Genomic DNA, 16534 nt, shown 5'->3' with positions numbered 1-16534 from the left:
CCTATTTCTCCCAAGGACTGTGCATGACCGTCTACTTCATCGGTGCCGGCCCCGGCGATCCCGAGCTGATTACCGTCAAGGGCCAACGCCTGATCCACCGTTGCCCGGTGATCATCTATGCCGGCTCCCTGGTGCCTGCCGCCGTGCTCGAAGGGCACAGCGCCCAGACCGTCATCAACAGCGCCGAGCTGCACCTGGGGCAAATCATCGAAGCCATCAAGACCGCCCATGAGCTGGGCCAGGATATCGCCCGGGTACACAGCGGCGACCCAAGCCTGTATGGCGCCATTGGCGAGCAGATTCGCTACTTGCGCGCACTGGGCATTCCCTACGAGATCGTCCCCGGCGTCACCGCGGTGGCGGCCAGTGCTGCCCTGCTCGGCTGCGAACTGACCTTGCCGGACATCGCCCAGACCGTGATCCTCACCCGCTTCGGCGACAAATCACCAATGCCCGAAGGCGAGCACCTGGCTGACCTGGCGCGTCACCGCAGCACCCTGGCGATCCACCTGGGGGTCAAGCACCTGGAGACGATTGTCCAGACGCTGCGTCCGCATTACGGTGGCGACTGCCCGATTGCCGTGGTGCATCGCGCCACCTGGCCGGACCAGGACTGGGTGCTCGACACCCTGGATGGGATCGTCGCGCAGGTGCAGGCCAAGGGCTTTCGGCGTACGGCGCTGATCCTGGTGGGCCGGGTGCTGGCCAGCGACAGCTTTTCCGAATCGGCGTTGTATCGTGCCAGCCATGCCCACTTGTATCGCCCTTGATTGCATAAACTGTGGCAGCGGGCTTGCCCCGCGATCGCTCCTCGCCCTTACAACCATCATCGCGGGGCAAGCCCGCGCCTACAGGTGTTGACCATGCTTGAATTGCGACCCAACTGCGAATGCTGTGGCTGTGACCTGCCGGGCGATAGCCAGGATGCGCTGATCTGCTCGTTTGAATGCACCTTTTGCCGTACCTGCAGCGAGCACACCCTCAAGGGCCAGTGCCCCAACTGCGGTGGCGAACTGGTCAAACGCCCGGCGCGGGCGGCTGAAAAACTGGCCAAGTACCCGGCGTCGACCCAGCGGATCGTCAAAGCACAAGGCTGCCCGAACCACTAACCACCCGGTAGGAGCGGGCTTGCCCCGCGATAGCCGTCTGCCTGACACACCGCTATCGCGGGGCAAGCCCGCTCCTACAGATGTTCACCATGCGTGAACGGATGTGCTCCCCGCAGCCTGCGATCGGCCGCACAGCGGTCGTGGTCCGACGTCAAGGCGCCTGGTACTGACTCAGGTATTTATCCAGCACCGCCTTGTCGCCGCTGCCGTCGTCGGCCACTTGCCACAGGCGCCGTTCGATGCCCTGGGCCAGCAGGTGCCCTACCGCCGATTCAATCGCCGACAGTACGCACAGTTGCGCCGGTTCGTTGGTGGTGTAGCCCACTTCGGCTTCCAGCAGTTTCTTGAACTCGATGAACTTGAACACCCCGGCGCTGCGTCCGACCGAGTAGATGGTCTTGCTGGTCATGACGTTGGCCAGCACCTGGCCGCTGCGCACGTCCACTGCCCGCAGGTTGACCGAGACCTGGTCGACCCGGTACTCGCGGGAAATGTCGATGCCCAGGTAGCGCGCGCCCTCCCCGCCACTGCGCACGTTGGTGTCGTAGGCGATGATGCCGCCTTCGAGCATCAGGTTGGCTGCCTGCAACGGCGGCAGTTCGCCCTGGATGTTCACCGGGGTGTCAGGCTTTTTCTGTGAGGCGCGGATGATCTTGCGTTCGGTCAGCAGGTTCTGCAGGCCTTCGCGCTCCAGCACCACGAACCAGCCACTGGCCTGCAGGGCATCCATCAGCATGCTCGCCGCCCCCTGGGTGACGCTGGTGGAGAACGAGCTGGCAGGCGTCGGCTTGTATTGCCCGGTCTGGTCGCGGAAACCGTACACCACCGCCATCAGCCGGCCTTTGGGCCGTGGCATGTTCAGCAGGTCGTAATAGGTCGAGGCCCGTGGCGTCAGGGTCGGGCTTTCGCCGTCCTGCTCGGCCGGCATCGGCTCGCGCAGGCTGCAGCCTTGCAAGGTGGCCAGGATCATCAGTGCGGTCAGAAATCGTTTCATGATTATTTCTCCCCTTTACCTTGCCCTTTACGGGTTCAGGCCGTTGACCAGCACTTCAGAAACCTCACCGGTCGCCCGATCGGTGATTTGAATCGTCAAGGCACCGGAGTCATCCAGCACGTTGATCAGAAAGGCGTCGGTCTGCAGGCTGCCGGTGTTGCCGTTGTTGATGTTGGTCAGCAGTTGCGAAAGCAGGCGCGACTCCAGCTGGCTGGTGAAGCGCTCCAGTGACGAGGTGCTGGCCAGGGCCGAAGCGCGGTCCTTGATGTCAGGGTCGTCATGGTCGTTTTGCGCCTGGGCATTGTTGAGCAGCCAGGTGCCGTTGAGCGGGTTGCCGCCGAATGCGGGGTTGATCGGGGTGTAGACCAGTTCAGTGGCACCGGCCTGGCTGCACAGGGCAGTCAGCAGGACCAGGGAGGCCAGGCGGCAGGTATTGTTGTTGTTCATAGCTCGTCCCTCTCAAGATCAGTGGTGTCCTGCAACAGCATCTGCAGCTTGCGCTGGATGATCTGCGCCTTGACCAGGTCGGCCGCTTCATAGGCGGCGTCCTTCAGTTCAGTGGTATTGGGTGGCAGAAAACGTCTGTAGATCACGCGTTGCTCGTACTCGACCGTCACCAGGCTGCCCCAGCGTGCGTCCGGCCTTTCGCGTACCACCAGGTTGAAATCCAGGCGGCTGGTGGCACGCAGCCGCTCGGCGAAGCTGTAGTAAAAGTCGTGGCCGATGTGCGAGATGGTGTTGTCGACGATAAAGCCCATCATCTCGTCCTCGGCACCGCCCCGGGCGGTGCCGGCCAGCAACACAAGGGCCAGGGCGCAGGCGCTCAGTCGGCGGTTCAGTCCACTGTTCATTGCCCGGCTCCTTGCGGCGCGTCGTTGCGCACGCCGCCGTTCTCGGCAAAGGCTTTCTCGGCCACGAATTGCCAATCGGAGTAATGAGTCAGGCCTTCAAAGTCCGACCACTGCGCGGCAAAGCCGGTCTGTTTGAGCGGTGCCTCCTGTGACTCGCTGTAGACCCCGGTGATGCGTCCGTCGATGGAGCGCACCAGGCCCCAGGCATCACTGCCGGTGATCGGGTCGCTGTACAGCTGGCGAATGTGGCGCTTGGGGTTGGGGTAGCGCGGGTCTTCGAGCAACTCATCCAGGGTCTGCGGGTACTGCGCAAGGCCCGGCGAGCTGCGGTAGTAACTGCGCAGCGCCTGGGCATACTGGGAGCCGACCCACAGCAGGTCGCGCTCGCGCTCACGCTGGGCGACGGTCGACCACAGGGTGACGGTGGAACCCAGGGCGATGCCTGTCACGGCAATCAGCAACAGCACACCCAGGTAGGTGAAGCCCGCCTCGGCGGCGCTACCACTCGGCATAAAGACTGCCATCACGCGCCCTCCCGGTTGAACCGCTCTTGATATCGGCCACCGAACCCGCCACGCCTTCCGGTGGGGCCACCACTTGCCACATGTCGCGGCGCTCGGTGATCGGGTCCAGGGGGGCGCTGCGCAGGTAACGCTGTTCGACCAGCTGCTCCAGCGAATCGGGGTAGTGCCCGGTGTCGCCGTAGTAGTGGTCCAGCGCTTCGCGCATCACCGCCAGGCTCTGGCGCAGGGTGGCTTCGCGGGAGGTCTCCAGGCTCTGGAAATAGCGCGGCATGGCGATGGTCATCAAGGTGGCGATGATCGCCATCACCACCAGCAGCTCGATCAGGGTGAAACCTTGGCTACGTTTCATGCTGGTCACCACTGCCCGTAGGCGATGCCGTTGAGGCCCTTGCCCCGCGCCCGGGAATAGACGTCGAAGACATCCTCCCCTTCGCGCGGGTTCTGGGCGGAGCTTTCGTAGGTGCGCAGGCCCCAGCCGCCTTCGTCGTCGCGTTTGGCGGCAACCAATGGGTCACGGGGAATGCGCCGCAGGAAGTAGAACTTGGCACCCTTGGCGCTGCGCACATCCCTCACGCCATCGACCAGCACCTGCAGGTTCGGCGGGTAGCCGGTGGCGTTGAGCGACTTCTCGATGTAGCCGGCGTCAAAGGCGCGCTTGTAGGCGTCGATGGCGTCGCGGATCTGGTACAGGGCGGTCTTGAGCTCCTGTTCCTTGCCCCGGCGAACCAGGGTTTCGGTCAGCGGTGCGGCAATCGAAGCCAGCAACCCGAGCAGGGCCAGGGTCAGCATCACTTCAATCAGGCTGAATCCTGCCATTGACCGTTTCATGGCTCAGGGCCTCACGCCGGTAGGAACGGCGGCGATGGGTTGCTCGGTTTCCACGTCGACGTCGATGCTGCGGTTGAGGTTGCGGATCTGCATGCTGGTCTCGGTACCGGTGGGGAACTCCATGTCCGAGGGGCTCTGGTAGGGCAAGTTGCGCACGATCCGCGGGGTGATCGACAGCACCAGCTCCGACTGGCTCTTGTCGTTGCGGTTGCTGCCAAACAGCCGGCCCAGGCCTGGAATATCGCCAAGGCCGGGAATCTTGTTGCCACTGGCGCCTTCGTCGTTGCGCACCAGGCCCGCCAGCACCTGGGTTTCGCCGTCATGCAGGCGCAGGCTGGTCTGGGCGTTGCGGGTGTCGACCTGGACCGGGATGGTGCCCTGGCGAGTGGGCTCGAGGGGCTTGGCGTTACTGACTTCAAGGGAAATCTTGATCGCCACTTCGTTGTTCAGGTGCACCACCGGAGTCACTTCGAGCTTCAAGCCGACATCCAGGTAGGTCACGCTCTCGGTAATCACCGGGCCCTGGGTCGAGGGCACCGAGGTGGCGCTGATGATCGGCACCCGCTGGCCGATATGGATACGTGCCTGCTCGCGGTTGCTGACCCGGATCACCGGGCTTGCCAGGGTATTGATGTCGTTGTCCTGGGCGTTGATCTTGGCCTGGGGCGATGGCGAGAAGGTGATCCGCTCGGAGTTGATGCCGCGCAGCTGGTCGATGGTGCTGACCGGGTTGCCGTCGTTGTTGAGGATGCCGAAGGTGTTGGGCCATTGCAGGCCCAGCTCCAGGATCCGCGAACGGGCCACTTCCATCACTTCCACCTCCAGCACCACTTCAGGGTTGGACTGGTCCTGGGACTGCAGCAGTTTCTCGGCCATGCGTACCGCGTCGGGGGTGTCGCGCATGGTCAGGGTGTTGAGGCGTTCATCGACGAACACGTCGCGGGTCTTGAGCATGGTCTTGACCATGTTCAGCGCGGTGTTGGAGTCGATGCTGGTGAGGTAGAAGGTGCGCATGACCAATTCCTGATAGTCCTTGGTCTTCTGCGGCGAGTCTGGGTAGATCAGCAAGGTGTTTTCGTTCACCACCTTCTGGTGCAGCTGGTTCTGTTCCAGCAGCAGCGACACGGCGTCTTCGATACGCACGTCGCGTACGAAGATGGTGGCTTTCATGTCCGGGCGCAGGTCTTTGTCGAAGATGAAGTTCAGCCCCGCCACCTGCGACAGCACCTCGAAAATGGTCTTGAGGTTGGCGTCACGAAACTCCAGGGTCACCGGTTTTTCCAGTTTGGTCTGCAGTTGCGGGTTGGGCTGGGCGGTGCGGCTCTGTACCAGTTCAATGTCCTTGCGCAGGGCCAGGCCGGCTTCGTTCTGCGGGTCCAGTTGCAGCACCTCACGCATGTGCCGTTCGGCACCGAACAGGTCGCCGCTGCGCAGCGCCGCCTGGCCCAGGGCAACCCGCTCGCCCAGGTTGCGCATCTGCTCGATCTGGCGCACGGCGTCCTGGGCGCGGCGGTTGTTCGGCTCCAGCGTCAGCACCCGGCCGTAGCCCATGCGCGCCCCGGCAAAGTCGTGGTGGCTGCGGTCGCTGTCGGCCTTGGCCAGCAGCTCTTCCACCGACTGCTTGCGGCCCTGCATCAGGGCGATGTTCAACTCGGTGTCGCGCGGATCTTCCTTGAGGGCTTCTTCAAGCCGGGCGATGCCGGCTTCGTATTGCCCTTCATTGATCAGCGCCTGGCCATCCTTGCGTGCGGCAGTCGTGCCGCAGCCGGCCAGGGCGACGCACAGTGCAAGCATCAAAAATGGCGCTTTGTTGCACAACCTGGACGAATTCATGGTGCGCTCCCTACAGACAAGGTCTGGGACAGGTGCAATGGCAGGTAGACCAGGCTCAGCTCCGTGGCGGAGATCTGCTCGATCCGATAAATGTCGTCGATCACATCACCGCGACGTACGACGTAGAGCTTTTCACCGCTTTGCAGGAACACCTGCTCATCTTCAAGGTTGTGCAGGCGGCCGACGAACTGGAACGGCAGCGCCGGTGCCGTGGGCGCCGCCACCACGGGGGCCACCACTGCCGGTTTTTCGGTGACGGTGGCCATCTGCACGGCCGGCTTCCAGCTCTTGCTCGGGAACAGGTCCCGTGGCTTGAGGCTGGTGGGCTTGGCGGCGCTGCCAGCGGCGTCGGCGACAGTGGCCTGGGCCTTGTCGGCGACCGCGACGGTGGCGCCGGTATCGGCGGCTTCATCGTCGAAAAAGTACCCCGGTGCCCAGGCCAGTACGGCAGCAGATCCGAGGAAGGCCAGCCAGGCCAGGCGGCGTTGAGTGTTCATCATGACCTCGACAGGTAAAGGGTCATACGCAGGCGGCCGGTCAGCTCGCTGTCGCCGATCTTCTTGCGTTGCAGGTCGACGTCTTCGAGCACCAGGGCCGGCAGTTGACCGAGCAAGGCATGGACAAAACGGCGGATCTGCGGATAGCTGCCGCGCACCGGCAGGAGAATCTGGTAGCGCGCCAGTTGGGTCTTCGGATCCACCCCCAGGGCGTACTCGCCCCGGGACAGGCTGATGCGTTCGGTCTTGGCCAGGCTGTAGATGCGGTCGATGGCCACGGTGGCCTGGGGCTGGGCCGGTAGCTGCTTGTGAAAGTCCTCAAGTTCGTGCTGGGGCATCTGCGGCAGCTTCAGGGTGCCGCTCTTGAGCTGGCGCAGTTGGTCGCGGGCGTCCTCGGTGCGCACTTCAAGGTCTTGCACCTGCTGCCACTGCGGCAGCACGGCGAGCGCGCCGTAGAGCAAGGCCAGCACCACCAGCGCGCCACCGGCCAGGCCGACCACGCCGAGCTGCTGCGCACGTTCGTGCAGAATCAGGCTAGGGATGCGCATTGCCGATCTCCCAGGTGGCCGACAAGTTGAACTGCACCGGATGCTCGGGCTGTTTGGCCACGATTTCGTGGTTGAGCAGCGACACATCGCGCAGCTCGCCACTGGCTTCCAGGCGTTTGTGAAAGGCCAGCATCGCTTCCAGGTCACGGGCCTCGGCGCTGATGCGCACCTGGCCTTTACGGGCGTCCGGGGTCAGGGTCAGCAATGCCACGTCGTCCTGGGGCAAGCCTTCGAGCATGTTGAACAGGCGCTCCCAGGGGCGTTGCAGTTGCTGCGAGACACTGCGCATCTGGGCCAGTTTCTCGGTCTGCTCGCGGCTTTGTGCCGGGGTCAACGAAGTGACTGCTTCCGGACGCTTGCCCAGTTGCCGTTCGACCTGCTGCAACTGCTGCTCAAGGGCCTCCTGCTGCTGGCCGAAACCTTGCTGCAGCAACGTTGCGCCGAGCACCAGGCTGGCACCGGCGAGCAGCAGCGCCCAGGCGCCCAGGCCCGTGCGCCGTGGCTGGAAATCCAGCTCCAGGCGGCGCATGTCAGGCCACCGCCCGGGACATGCTGCACAGCACGTCACCGTCCGGTTCAGTCAGAGCACACAGCTGCACGCCGTCCAGCGCCGGGGGTTGCTCCACGCGGCCCGGGGCATGCAGGAACACCGGCAACTCGCGCTCGCTGGCATTGAGTTCGCACTGGCGGGCGATCAGCGCCTGCAGCGCCGCGTCGCTATCACCGCTGCCCTGGGCGGTCACCTGCTGCCAGTTACCGTTCTGTGCCAGCAGGCACACGCTGCGCTGTGGCTCGGCCAGCACGAACAGGAAGTCGCCCTGCCCCAGTTGCTCGGCAAAGCGGTTGTAGGCCGCCATCAGGTACGGGCGCACCGAGCGCAGGCGCAAGCCCAGGGCGCGGCAGTGGTCGTTGAGGCGTTGCAGCAGGGCTTCGGGCACGGCGGTGGCAATCCGGGCGCTGCCGGCACTTTCCGGCGACACCACCAGGCGCCAGCCGTCCAGGCTCTGGCCGTAGTGGGCTTCAAAGCAGGCCCGTGCATAGTGGTGCAGTTCATCCGGGCGGTTGATGGCGGCGCTCCAGGGCACCAGGCAAAAGCGGCAGTACTGCGCCGACAGCAGCAGTTGCAGCTGCGCGCCCTTGCAGCGTTGCTCGCTGAGCAGGCTGTGGAGGGTATCCAGGGCCTGGGTGGCGGCCTGGCTGCGCTCGGCGATAAAGCCCAGGCTGCCCAGCCACTGTTGTGCCTGGCCTTGGAGCCGGGACAGGCCGACGCCTTGGGCGCCAAGCACGGCGACGAAACGATCAGGCGACAAATGTGACACGATTGATCTCCTCCAAGGTGGTCCGGCCATCGCGCACCAGCTCCAGTGCCGAGCTGCGCAGCAGGCGCAGCCCGCGCTGGCAGGCCAGGGTGCGGATCTGGGCCAGGGGGCGACGTTCAACGATCATTTGCCGCAGTTCGTCGTCCAGGTGCAGCAGTTCGGCGATGGCGGTACGGCCGCGATAGCCGCTGCCCCGGCACTGGCCGCAGCCTTTGCCGTGGACGAAGTGGTAGTCACCGACCTGCCCGGCTTCGAGCCCCGAGAGGCTCAGTTCCTCGTCGTCGGGGTGATGGGGCGCGGCGCAGTGCGGGCACACCAGGCGGATCAGGCGTTGGGCCAGCACGGCGTTGAGGGCGGAAACAAAGCTGTAGGGGTCGACCTGCATCTGGCTGAAGCGGCCGATCACATCGAACACGTTGTTGGCGTGGATGGTGGTGAACACCAGGTGGCCGGTCAGGGCCGATTGCACGGCGATCTGCGCGGTATCCGGGTCGCGGATCTCACCGACCATGATCTTGTCGGGGTCGTGACGCAGGATCGAGCGCAGGCCACGGGCGAAGGTCAGGCCCTTCTTTTCGTTGACCGGGATCTGCAGCACGCCCGGCAACTGGTACTCGACCGGGTCTTCGATGGTGATGATCTTGTCTACGCCGTGGTTGATCTCGCTGATCATGGCGTAGAGGGTGGTGGTCTTGCCGCTGCCGGTGGGGCCGGTGACCAGGATCATGCCATAGGGTTCGTTGGCCAGCCGGCGCAGGCTGCGCAGGGTATGGTCTTCAAAACCCAGGGCCTGGAGCTGCACGCCGCTGACGCGGTCGGCCAGGTCCTGTTTGTCGAGCACCCGCAGCACCGCGTCCTCGCCGAAGATGCTCGGCATGATCGACACACGAAAGTCGATCTGCCGGGCGCTGATGCCGATCTTGAAGCGACCGTCCTGGGGGACGCGCTTTTCACCGATATCCAGCTCGGCCATGACCTTGATCCGCGAGATCACCTGCTCGGCGAACTCGCTGCCGCTGACCTTGCTGATGCTGTTGAGCACGCCGTCGATACGGTACTTGATCACCAGGCCGCTGCCGGTCACGCCCAGGTGGATGTCGCTGGCGTGCATCTTCAGGGCGTCGTAGAGGGTGGAGTTGACCAGTTTGACCACCCGGCTCTGGTCTTCGCTGATGCTGGCCAGCGACAGGCTTTGCACGGTGTCCAGCTCGGCGACCGCCTCGCTGTCGTTATCCAGCGAGTCGACGGCATGGAAGCTTTCTTCGTGGCGGGCCAGAAAGCCGGTCAGCTCGGCTGCTTGCACCAGGTACAGCGGCGCGCCTTGCAGGCATTCGTCGATCCAGGCAAGACGGGCGGTGTCGAAGGGGTCGGCGAACACGCCCAGCGCCTGGCCGTCGTGTTCCAGGAAGATGAATTCGCGCTTCAGGCACTGGGCCAGGCTGACGCGGTCGAACAGCGGGGTGGCGGCGAACAGCGCCTGGCCGTCCAGTACCGGGTAATGCAGGGTGGTGCCGAGGGCGGCGACAAAGTCGGCAGGGGCCAGACCGCTCAAGCGTTGCAGGGTGTCGATCAGGCGTTCGGCACTCTGCTCAGCGGTGGCTCGGGCTTGAGCCAGTAACTCGCGCCCCAGGGGCACAGGCAGCGAAGCCTGGGCGGGGACTACAGCGAGCGACAAGGTTTCCATGGCTTGCTCTCCAGCGCGGAGCGCGGCAAGCCAGGTTCAGGTTTGCTCGCGCATTACTCCCCGGTGAGCAGTTGGTCCTCGTCCGGTTCTGGAGGCCTTGCGCCGTTACGGCGGCGGTCTGCCAGCACCCAACTACCATCGAACAACTGCAGGGGGAAACTTTCACTCCTGCTCTGGCGTCGTTCGACAAACCCTGTGTCCGTGTTGCCGGTGCCCTTCTCTTCACGCTTGATGCCCATCAGGTCGAAGACTGCGCGGGCCAGTTCCGTCAGTGGAAAAGGCTTGAACAGGATATGACTGACGCCTAGCTGGGTTGCACGCTCACGGACCTCGGCGGTCGGATGGGCGGTGATCAGCACGAAATGACAGTCCCTGCGTTGACGCACGGTCTCCAGTACCTGAAACCCCTCCATGTCGGGCAAGCGATAATCGAGCACTATCACGTCGGGTTGGGTGCGTTCGGCTTCGCCGATGGCCGTTTCCCCGTCGTAGGCAACATGGACGTTCAGGCCTTGCGCTTCCAGGTACGCCTGGATATTGCCCGCAAGGGTCTGTTCGTCATCGACTACCAATACTGTGTTAACCAAGGTCGACTCCTCGAAGCACCACAGGCCCGGTTTCCCGGTCTGGCGAAGTGCGACCTTATACAGGCTTACGCATGCTTCGTGCCAGACATGAGACGGCGCTATTAACTGTGCTATGTCGTTGATTCTTTAAGCGTAGACGCAAATGTACCCCGCGCCCTCCCCCCAATGCCGGGGACCGGCTGGCACTTTGCCCTACTGATGTCCCCAACATTGGGGGTCAAGTCAGTCGTCAGTCAAGTTTCTGCACCTGCCCGGCGTCTCGTAGACGCTGTAGCAAGGCGTGGCGCGCCTGCGCCTGTTGCTGATCGATCAGGATGGATTTTGCCAGTGCCAGTCCCTGCTCAGCTTCGACAGGGTTGCTGGCGCTTTGGTTCTGCTGTGCTTGAAAAGAATTCTCGTTCGCCAGATAAAAAGCTTTTACCTGTGCAGCATCGGGCTCGGGCACCTGCGTGGCGGCCAGGAAGACCCGTTGTGCGGCCAGTTCATGGCGGGTGTAGGCGGCAAAGCTGGTGGTATCGAACCCGGCATCGGCCAGGCGCTGTTCAAAAGTCTGGGACGAGCCGAAGGCCTGGCGCAGTTGCTCGACCTGTGCGTTGACCTCGGCGTCGCTGACCGTCACGCCCTGGCGCTGGGCTTCCTGCCAGAGCAGTTCCTTGTCGATCAGGTCGTTCAGGGCCTGGTCGCGCAGACGCTTGTACACGCTGGGGTTGCGAATGCTGGTCAGCGCCCGCCCGCGGTCTTCGAGGTATTCGGTGAAATAGCGATCAAGGCGCAACTGACTGATGGCCACGCCATTGACCAGGGCCGCGGGCGGCCCTTCCTGCGCCTGCAGCGGCAAGGCCAACAGGCACAACAACAGACCGAGCAGTTTCATGGCGAATTCACCTCGACGACGGGCCGATAGGCGGCAACCGGGCGGAATACCGGGCCGGGCATTTCCAGGGTGACAACGTGAGCGCCCGCCAGACCCTGGCGGCGCCCCGGGCCGAAGCCCAAAGGTGGAGTGAGGCCGGTCTGCACGTCATGCAGGCTTTCGAGCGCCAGTACCAGCTTCTCCCGGCTGGCATCGCGACCGATGCGTTTGAGCGCATCGCTGAGCAGCTGCATGGCGCACCAGGTGCTCACCTGCAACACACCCTGGCGCCCATCCAGGCCCTGGCGCTGGCGCAGGGCGCTCAGCGCTTCGCGACCGGTCGCCGTCCAATCGCCGGGTACAAAGGGATAGGCCAGGAAGACCCGCCGCGACCAGGCATCGGGCACCTGCGGCAGCTGCCCGGCCACCTGGCTTGAAACGGCGAACAGGTACGGCGTGTGGCCGGCCTGCTTCAACGCGGCGGTCAGCCGGGTAAAACTGTCGCCCTGGCCGAGGAAGAAAATCGCCTGCCCTTCCCCGCCCCAGGCATTGAGCGGCTGCGCCCGGACATCGCTCCAGCCGCGATCCTGCAGTGCATGCTCCAGGTGGCGGGCCAGGCTTGCCTGCGCCTCGTCGGCATACACAATCCGTGTGTCGGCCTGCTCCAGGGCCAGGTTGGCCTGGGCGTAGTCGGCCAGGCTCAGCAGCTGTTCACGCAAGCCCGGCAAGGGGTCGAAGATCTGCACACTGTCAGCCAATGCCGGTGCGGTCCCCACCAACGGTACTTTGGCCTGTTCAAGGCGTGTGGCCAGGGTCGACTCCAGTGCCGGGGCCAGGGGGGCAATCATGGCGAACACCGGGTCCTGCACCAGCAATTGCCTCAAGGCCTTCTCGGCACTGTCCTGGTCGGGACCGGGGTCCAGGCTCACCAGTTCAAGCTGGCGGCCATGAATCCCCCCCTGCTGGTTAATGTGGGCGATGCGGTCCGCAAGCACCGCCGCAATCACTTTCGCCGACCCGGCCAGCGGGCCCTGGGTAGGCAGCAAGGTGCCCAGGCGCAAGGTCTGTTCTTCCACACCCGGGTCGCGGTCATCGGCCAGGCGCTTGAGGTAGGCATTGAGGTTGCGCTGGTCGGCCATGCTCAACACGAACCGTGGCATCGCCGGGTCCAGTTGATTGCCACCCGGGTCGCGACCTTCCTGGATAGCCCGGGCCAGCGAGGCCTCGGTATAGGCCGGGTAGTACCTGCCGTTCGCCTGGCGCAGCTGCTGCCCCATCGCCAGGCGCTGCCAACTCAACACCGGCGGGCGTACGCCGCCCTCGGCGCGGCCCAGGCCGTCGGCGCCATGGCAACTGGCGCACGGCACCACGCTGGCCGGCACCAGCATGTCGGCAGCGCCCACCCGCGCCGACACCTGGGCATCGCTGCTCGACAGGCCCTCACGGTACAGGCGCTTGCCGGCAAGCTCGGCCGGGCTCAGGTCCAGGGCCAGGGCCTGGACGCTGGCAGCCAGCATCAGCACCAGGGCCCCTGCACGCAGTACGACGTTCATGCTGTTCAACGTCCGGCCAGCGGTTGCGACAGCAGTTGCAGGCGCTGGGCGATGGCCTGGGCAGGCGCGTCGGGGCGGATCTTGCTCCAGCGTTTGTTGGCCACGTCACCGGCAATCAATTGGGTGGAATGCTGTTCAGGGCTGGGAATCAGGTGCCCCAGGCGTGCCAGCACCAGGTCCATCTGCGCTTTGTCACCGGTCAGGAACAGCCAGTTGGGCCCGTCCACCCCTTGCTTCTGGGCAAACTCCTTGAGCACCTGCGGGGTGTCGTTGGTCGGGTCACTGCTCAGGGAGATGAAGGTCACCTTGCTGGCCTGCTCCTCGCCCATGGCCTCGCGGACTTCGCGCAGCTTGCGGGTGATCAGTGGGCAGGCGTCGTTGCAGTGGGTGAAGATCACATTGAGCATCACCACCTTGTCCTTCAATACATCGCTGTAGAAGCGCAGGGTGCGGCCGTTCTGATCCTGCACCAGGCTGTCGGTGAAGTACGCCTGGGCGTCGTGGGTGGACGCCGTAGGAGCGGGCTTGACCCGCGATTGCGTCGTATCAGGCAAATCGCATCGCGGGTCAAGCCCGCTCCTGCCGCAGTCAGGCCCGGCCTGGTGGCCTTCATGGGCAAAGGCCACGCTGCTCAGAATCCACAGGCAGGCCCCCAGGGCCAGCCAGTCGACACTGCGCATTCTCCCCGCACGGTGGCTGGCGGCGCTCATGGCTGCACCTCCTGTGCAATGGCGGTGTGCTTGGCATGCACCCGCCGGGCGCTGAGCCGGTCGATTTCAGTGACCAGCAAGGCGGGGTCGGTAAAGCCATAGAAGCGGGTCCATTTGCCGCTGCGGCCATCGCCCACCAGGATCAGCGGCGGATGCTCACCCAGGTTGGCGCTGAAGCTGCCCAGACCCTTGAGGGTTTCGTTGACCGCATACGGTGTGCCGGTCAACCAGCTCCAGCCGGGGCCGGCCTGGAAGGTCTTGGCGTAGTCGAGCAGGCGCTTGGAGTCGTCGCGCTGGGGGTCGACGCTGATCGAAACCAACTGCACCTCGCTGCCCACCCTGCCGCCCAATTGCTTTTGCACCTTGGCCATGATCGAGGACACCACCGGGCACACCGTGGTGCAGCTGGTGTAGATAAAGCCCATGACCACCAGGCGATCGGCCACCAGGTCCTTTTCAAGGCGAACCGGCATGCCGTTCTGGTCCAGCAGTTGTACATCGGCAAAGCGCACCGAGGTTTTTTCCTGGTGGGCAGCGGGCGTACCGTGGGCGCTGTGGTCGACGCCGTTGTGGGCCTGGGCCAGGCCACAACTGGCGGCCAACAGGCACAGGCTGAACAGTCTGCAGCGAGCGAGCTTTTTCATCGCGAACTCCTTGTTGAACCGGTGTCAGACGCTTGTTGAGCCTCCGCGGGCAGCACCCGCAGGCTGGCATAGTTTTTCTCGGCAAAGGCATCGCCTAGCGACGGGGCCTGGACATGCAGGTACCAGGCGCCGCTTTCAGCCAGGTCCAGGGCGGCCTCGTACACCCCGTCACCCACCTCGGTGACCTGGCTGTTGCGGGCCCGCGACGACGGCGCGAGGAAGTAGCGCACGCTCAGGTCCTTGATGCCGTTGCGCGGCGCACCGTTGCCTTCGACGATGCGAAAGCGCGCCGTGAAAGGAGTGCCCTGGACCACCACGGCGGGTTCGAGCATGAACTCGATCTGCGGTGTTTGCCGATGCGGGGCGGTGGGCGAAGCGGCCACTTCGGTACTGAAGCAGTGAATGATCTGTGGCTGGTTGAGCAGGAACGCCACGTCAAAGGTGCCTGCGGCCGGCAGCTTCACCGTCGAGCTGTACACCCCCGGCGCCACTTCACGCAGGCTGCGGTCGATCACCAACGCCGCCCGGGCGTTGTGGCCACGGTTGGGGTAGCCGGACATCGGTGCGTTCATGCCTTCGGCGTAGAAGTAGGTGGTGTTGTCGGCCGGGTTGACCACGAACACCGAGTTTTCGTCCCGGGCCACGGTCAGGCCCTGGGCCAGCGGCAGGTCGCCGGCCTGGCGCGGGGCCGCGGCGCCGGCGTCGAAGCCCTGAACAATGGGCTGGCGCCCTTCGCCGAGGCTGCTCAGGTTGATCATGCTGACTTTGGAGGACGCCAGGCCACGGACATAGGCATAGGCCTGGGTAAAGGTCAGTTGGTAGGGTTCGGCCGCCACCGGCAGGCTGTGGATCAGCCGGTCGGTACTGGCATCGATCACCAGTGCCTGGTTTTCCAGGGTGTTGAGGACGATGCCAAAGCGCCCGTCCCGGCTGAAGCGCATCGGCCCCAGCCCTTGCTTGCCTTGGATCAGGTGGCGCTGGGTGTGGTTGCGCGCGTCGATCACGCTGATGGTGCCGTCACGCCCGTCGGCCACGTACACCGCCTGGGACAGCGCCGAGTAAGCCACCGACAACGGGTGCGAGCCGACGTCGACGGTCTTGACCAGGCGCATGTCGCTGGCGTCGATCACGCTCAAGGTGCCGCTGTCGCGGTTGCTGACAAAGGCGTAGCGCGAGTCGGCACTAAAGGCGATTTCGTGGTGGCCGGCGCCGGTGGCGAAAAACTTCATGGCCTTGCGGCTGGGGACGTCAATCACGGTGACGCCACTCTGGGCCGGATCGCTGGCATTGTTGCCGACCCACAGCAGGCGCTGGTCGGGCTGCAGGGCTACGCGCAGCGGTTGCTTGCCGGCGGGAATGCTACCGATGCGCTGGAAGGTCTCGGTGTCGATCAGTGCCACTTCCCCACGTTCGGGGATCGACACGAACACCAGCTTGTCATCGCCGCTGGGGGTCCAGTCCATCGGCTGGCCGGGCAACTCGATACGCGCCAGGGTACTGGTGACACCGCCCACCGACACCGAGGGGTCGATCACGGTGAGGCTGGCGTCCTTGTTCAGTACCAGCAGGAAGTAGCTGTTGAGGTCAAGCAACGGCCGGGCACCGATACTGCTTTTGAGAAACAGCGCCACCCGCGCCTTGCAACTGTTGCTGCGGTCCTTGGCGGCCTCGCCGGTCAGCGCCGGGTCCAGCCAGGCGCCGGGGGATACCCCCGACAGTGGCTGGCCGCTGTTCTGGTCAGTGATCTTGAAGCGCACGTTGGCAAAGGCCCCCTCGGTCAGCACCCCGCCGCTGCCCAGCGGCCGGGCCTCGAACTCGACGGTGACACCGTCGCGACTGAGCCGGTGCAAGGCCAGCGGGTCGGCCTTGGCGTCGGCCTCGACCTTGGCCAGCTCGCTGCGCGGGTCGCACCAGAGACTTTCATAGGCGACCCCCAAGCCCATCAGGGTCAATCCGGTCAGCAGTCCCAGGTACAACGGTCCTTTTTTATTGATCATGAC

The 16534-nt window shown here is 64.6% G+C and carries 20 protein-coding genes; 2 read left to right on the top strand and 18 right to left on the bottom strand.

Annotation, left to right across the window (positions count from 1 at the left end):
- The first annotated feature begins 23 nt into the window (after nt 1-23).
- A complete protein-coding gene (gene cobM / locus U9R80_RS13515; RefSeq protein WP_301837815.1) occupies nt 24-770 on the top strand; it encodes a precorrin-4 C(11)-methyltransferase in 747 nt (248 codons plus the stop codon).
- A gap of 93 nt (nt 771-863) precedes the next feature.
- A complete protein-coding gene (locus U9R80_RS13510) occupies nt 864-1109 on the top strand; it encodes a DUF1272 domain-containing protein (RefSeq protein WP_301837816.1) in 246 nt (81 codons plus the stop codon).
- 151 nt (nt 1110-1260) lie between these two features.
- Here the strand turns inward: U9R80_RS13510 and U9R80_RS13505 are convergent, their stop codons facing one another.
- The 18 genes from U9R80_RS13505 to U9R80_RS13420 all read right to left on the bottom strand — a co-directional run bounded on the left by U9R80_RS13505 (nt 1261) and on the right by U9R80_RS13420 (nt 16531).
- Complete coding sequence (locus U9R80_RS13505) at nt 1261-2103, bottom strand: CsgG/HfaB family protein (protein WP_301837817.1); 843 nt, start codon at nt 2101-2103, stop codon at nt 1261-1263.
- A gap of 27 nt (nt 2104-2130) precedes the next feature.
- Nucleotides 2131-2550 (bottom strand): curli assembly protein CsgF, encoded by a 420-nt coding sequence (locus tag U9R80_RS13500; protein ID WP_301837818.1) that lies wholly within the window; start codon nt 2548-2550, stop codon nt 2131-2133.
- Nucleotides 2547-2954 (bottom strand): curli production assembly/transport protein CsgE, encoded by a 408-nt coding sequence (gene csgE / locus U9R80_RS13495; protein ID WP_301837820.1) that lies wholly within the window; start codon nt 2952-2954, stop codon nt 2547-2549. The genes U9R80_RS13500 and csgE overlap by 4 nt, the downstream gene beginning before the upstream one ends.
- The gene (locus U9R80_RS13490; RefSeq protein ID WP_301837821.1) at nt 2951-3478 is read right to left on the bottom strand and encodes a type II secretion system protein; all 528 of its coding nucleotides are present in this window, start codon (nt 3476-3478) and stop codon (nt 2951-2953) included. The genes csgE and U9R80_RS13490 overlap by 4 nt, the downstream gene beginning before the upstream one ends.
- A complete protein-coding gene (locus U9R80_RS13485; protein ID WP_301837822.1) occupies nt 3453-3827 on the bottom strand; it encodes a type II secretion system protein in 375 nt (124 codons plus the stop codon). The genes U9R80_RS13490 and U9R80_RS13485 overlap by 26 nt, the downstream gene beginning before the upstream one ends.
- A gap of 5 nt (nt 3828-3832) precedes the next feature.
- Nucleotides 3833-4306, bottom strand: coding sequence for a prepilin-type N-terminal cleavage/methylation domain-containing protein (locus U9R80_RS13480; RefSeq protein WP_301837823.1), 474 nt, complete (start codon nt 4304-4306; stop codon nt 3833-3835).
- A gap of 3 nt (nt 4307-4309) precedes the next feature.
- A complete protein-coding gene (locus tag U9R80_RS13475; protein WP_301837824.1) occupies nt 4310-6139 on the bottom strand; it encodes a secretin N-terminal domain-containing protein in 1830 nt (609 codons plus the stop codon).
- Nucleotides 6136-6636: a hypothetical protein gene (locus tag U9R80_RS13470; protein ID WP_301837825.1), complete on the bottom strand. Its 501-nt coding sequence runs from the start codon at nt 6634-6636 to the stop codon at nt 6136-6138. Before U9R80_RS13470 ends, U9R80_RS13475 begins: the two co-directional genes overlap by 4 nt.
- Complete coding sequence (gene pilO, locus U9R80_RS13465; RefSeq protein ID WP_301837826.1) at nt 6636-7184, bottom strand: type 4a pilus biogenesis protein PilO; 549 nt, start codon at nt 7182-7184, stop codon at nt 6636-6638. The genes U9R80_RS13470 and pilO overlap by 1 nt, the downstream gene beginning before the upstream one ends.
- Nucleotides 7171-7713 carry a PilN domain-containing protein gene (locus tag U9R80_RS13460; RefSeq protein WP_301837828.1) on the bottom strand — a complete coding sequence of 181 codons (543 nt, stop codon included), beginning with the start codon at nt 7711-7713 and terminating at the stop codon, nt 7171-7173. Before U9R80_RS13460 ends, pilO begins: the two co-directional genes overlap by 14 nt.
- Before the next feature lies 1 nt (nt 7714).
- A complete protein-coding gene (locus U9R80_RS13455; RefSeq protein ID WP_301837829.1) occupies nt 7715-8503 on the bottom strand; it encodes a hypothetical protein in 789 nt (262 codons plus the stop codon).
- Nucleotides 8484-10187, bottom strand: a complete 1704-nt coding sequence (locus U9R80_RS13450; RefSeq protein ID WP_301837830.1) for a GspE/PulE family protein — start codon at nt 10185-10187, stop codon at nt 8484-8486. Before U9R80_RS13450 ends, U9R80_RS13455 begins: the two co-directional genes overlap by 20 nt.
- Before the next feature lie 53 nt (nt 10188-10240).
- A complete protein-coding gene (locus tag U9R80_RS13445) occupies nt 10241-10774 on the bottom strand; it encodes a response regulator (protein ID WP_301837831.1) in 534 nt (177 codons plus the stop codon).
- A gap of 229 nt (nt 10775-11003) precedes the next feature.
- On the bottom strand, nt 11004-11648 hold the full coding sequence (locus tag U9R80_RS13440; protein WP_301837832.1) for a SurA N-terminal domain-containing protein: 645 nt from the start codon (nt 11646-11648) through the stop codon (nt 11004-11006).
- A complete protein-coding gene (locus U9R80_RS13435; RefSeq protein WP_301837833.1) occupies nt 11645-13180 on the bottom strand; it encodes a cytochrome c/ABC transporter substrate-binding protein in 1536 nt (511 codons plus the stop codon). The genes U9R80_RS13440 and U9R80_RS13435 overlap by 4 nt, the downstream gene beginning before the upstream one ends.
- A gap of 5 nt (nt 13181-13185) precedes the next feature.
- On the bottom strand, nt 13186-13860 hold the full coding sequence (locus tag U9R80_RS13430; RefSeq protein WP_301838001.1) for an SCO family protein: 675 nt from the start codon (nt 13858-13860) through the stop codon (nt 13186-13188).
- A gap of 26 nt (nt 13861-13886) precedes the next feature.
- On the bottom strand, nt 13887-14534 hold the full coding sequence (locus U9R80_RS13425) for an SCO family protein (protein WP_301837834.1): 648 nt from the start codon (nt 14532-14534) through the stop codon (nt 13887-13889).
- Nucleotides 14531-16531 carry a YncE family protein gene (locus U9R80_RS13420; protein ID WP_301837836.1) on the bottom strand — a complete coding sequence of 667 codons (2001 nt, stop codon included), beginning with the start codon at nt 16529-16531 and terminating at the stop codon, nt 14531-14533. The genes U9R80_RS13425 and U9R80_RS13420 overlap by 4 nt, the downstream gene beginning before the upstream one ends.
- Nucleotides 16532-16534 lie beyond the last annotated feature (3 nt).

The sequence above is a fragment of the Pseudomonas sp. JQ170C genome (assembly GCF_035581345.1).
In the GTDB taxonomy this organism is placed as follows: domain Bacteria; phylum Pseudomonadota; class Gammaproteobacteria; order Pseudomonadales; family Pseudomonadaceae; genus Aquipseudomonas.
This window is presented reverse-complemented; position numbering and strand designations above follow the sequence as displayed.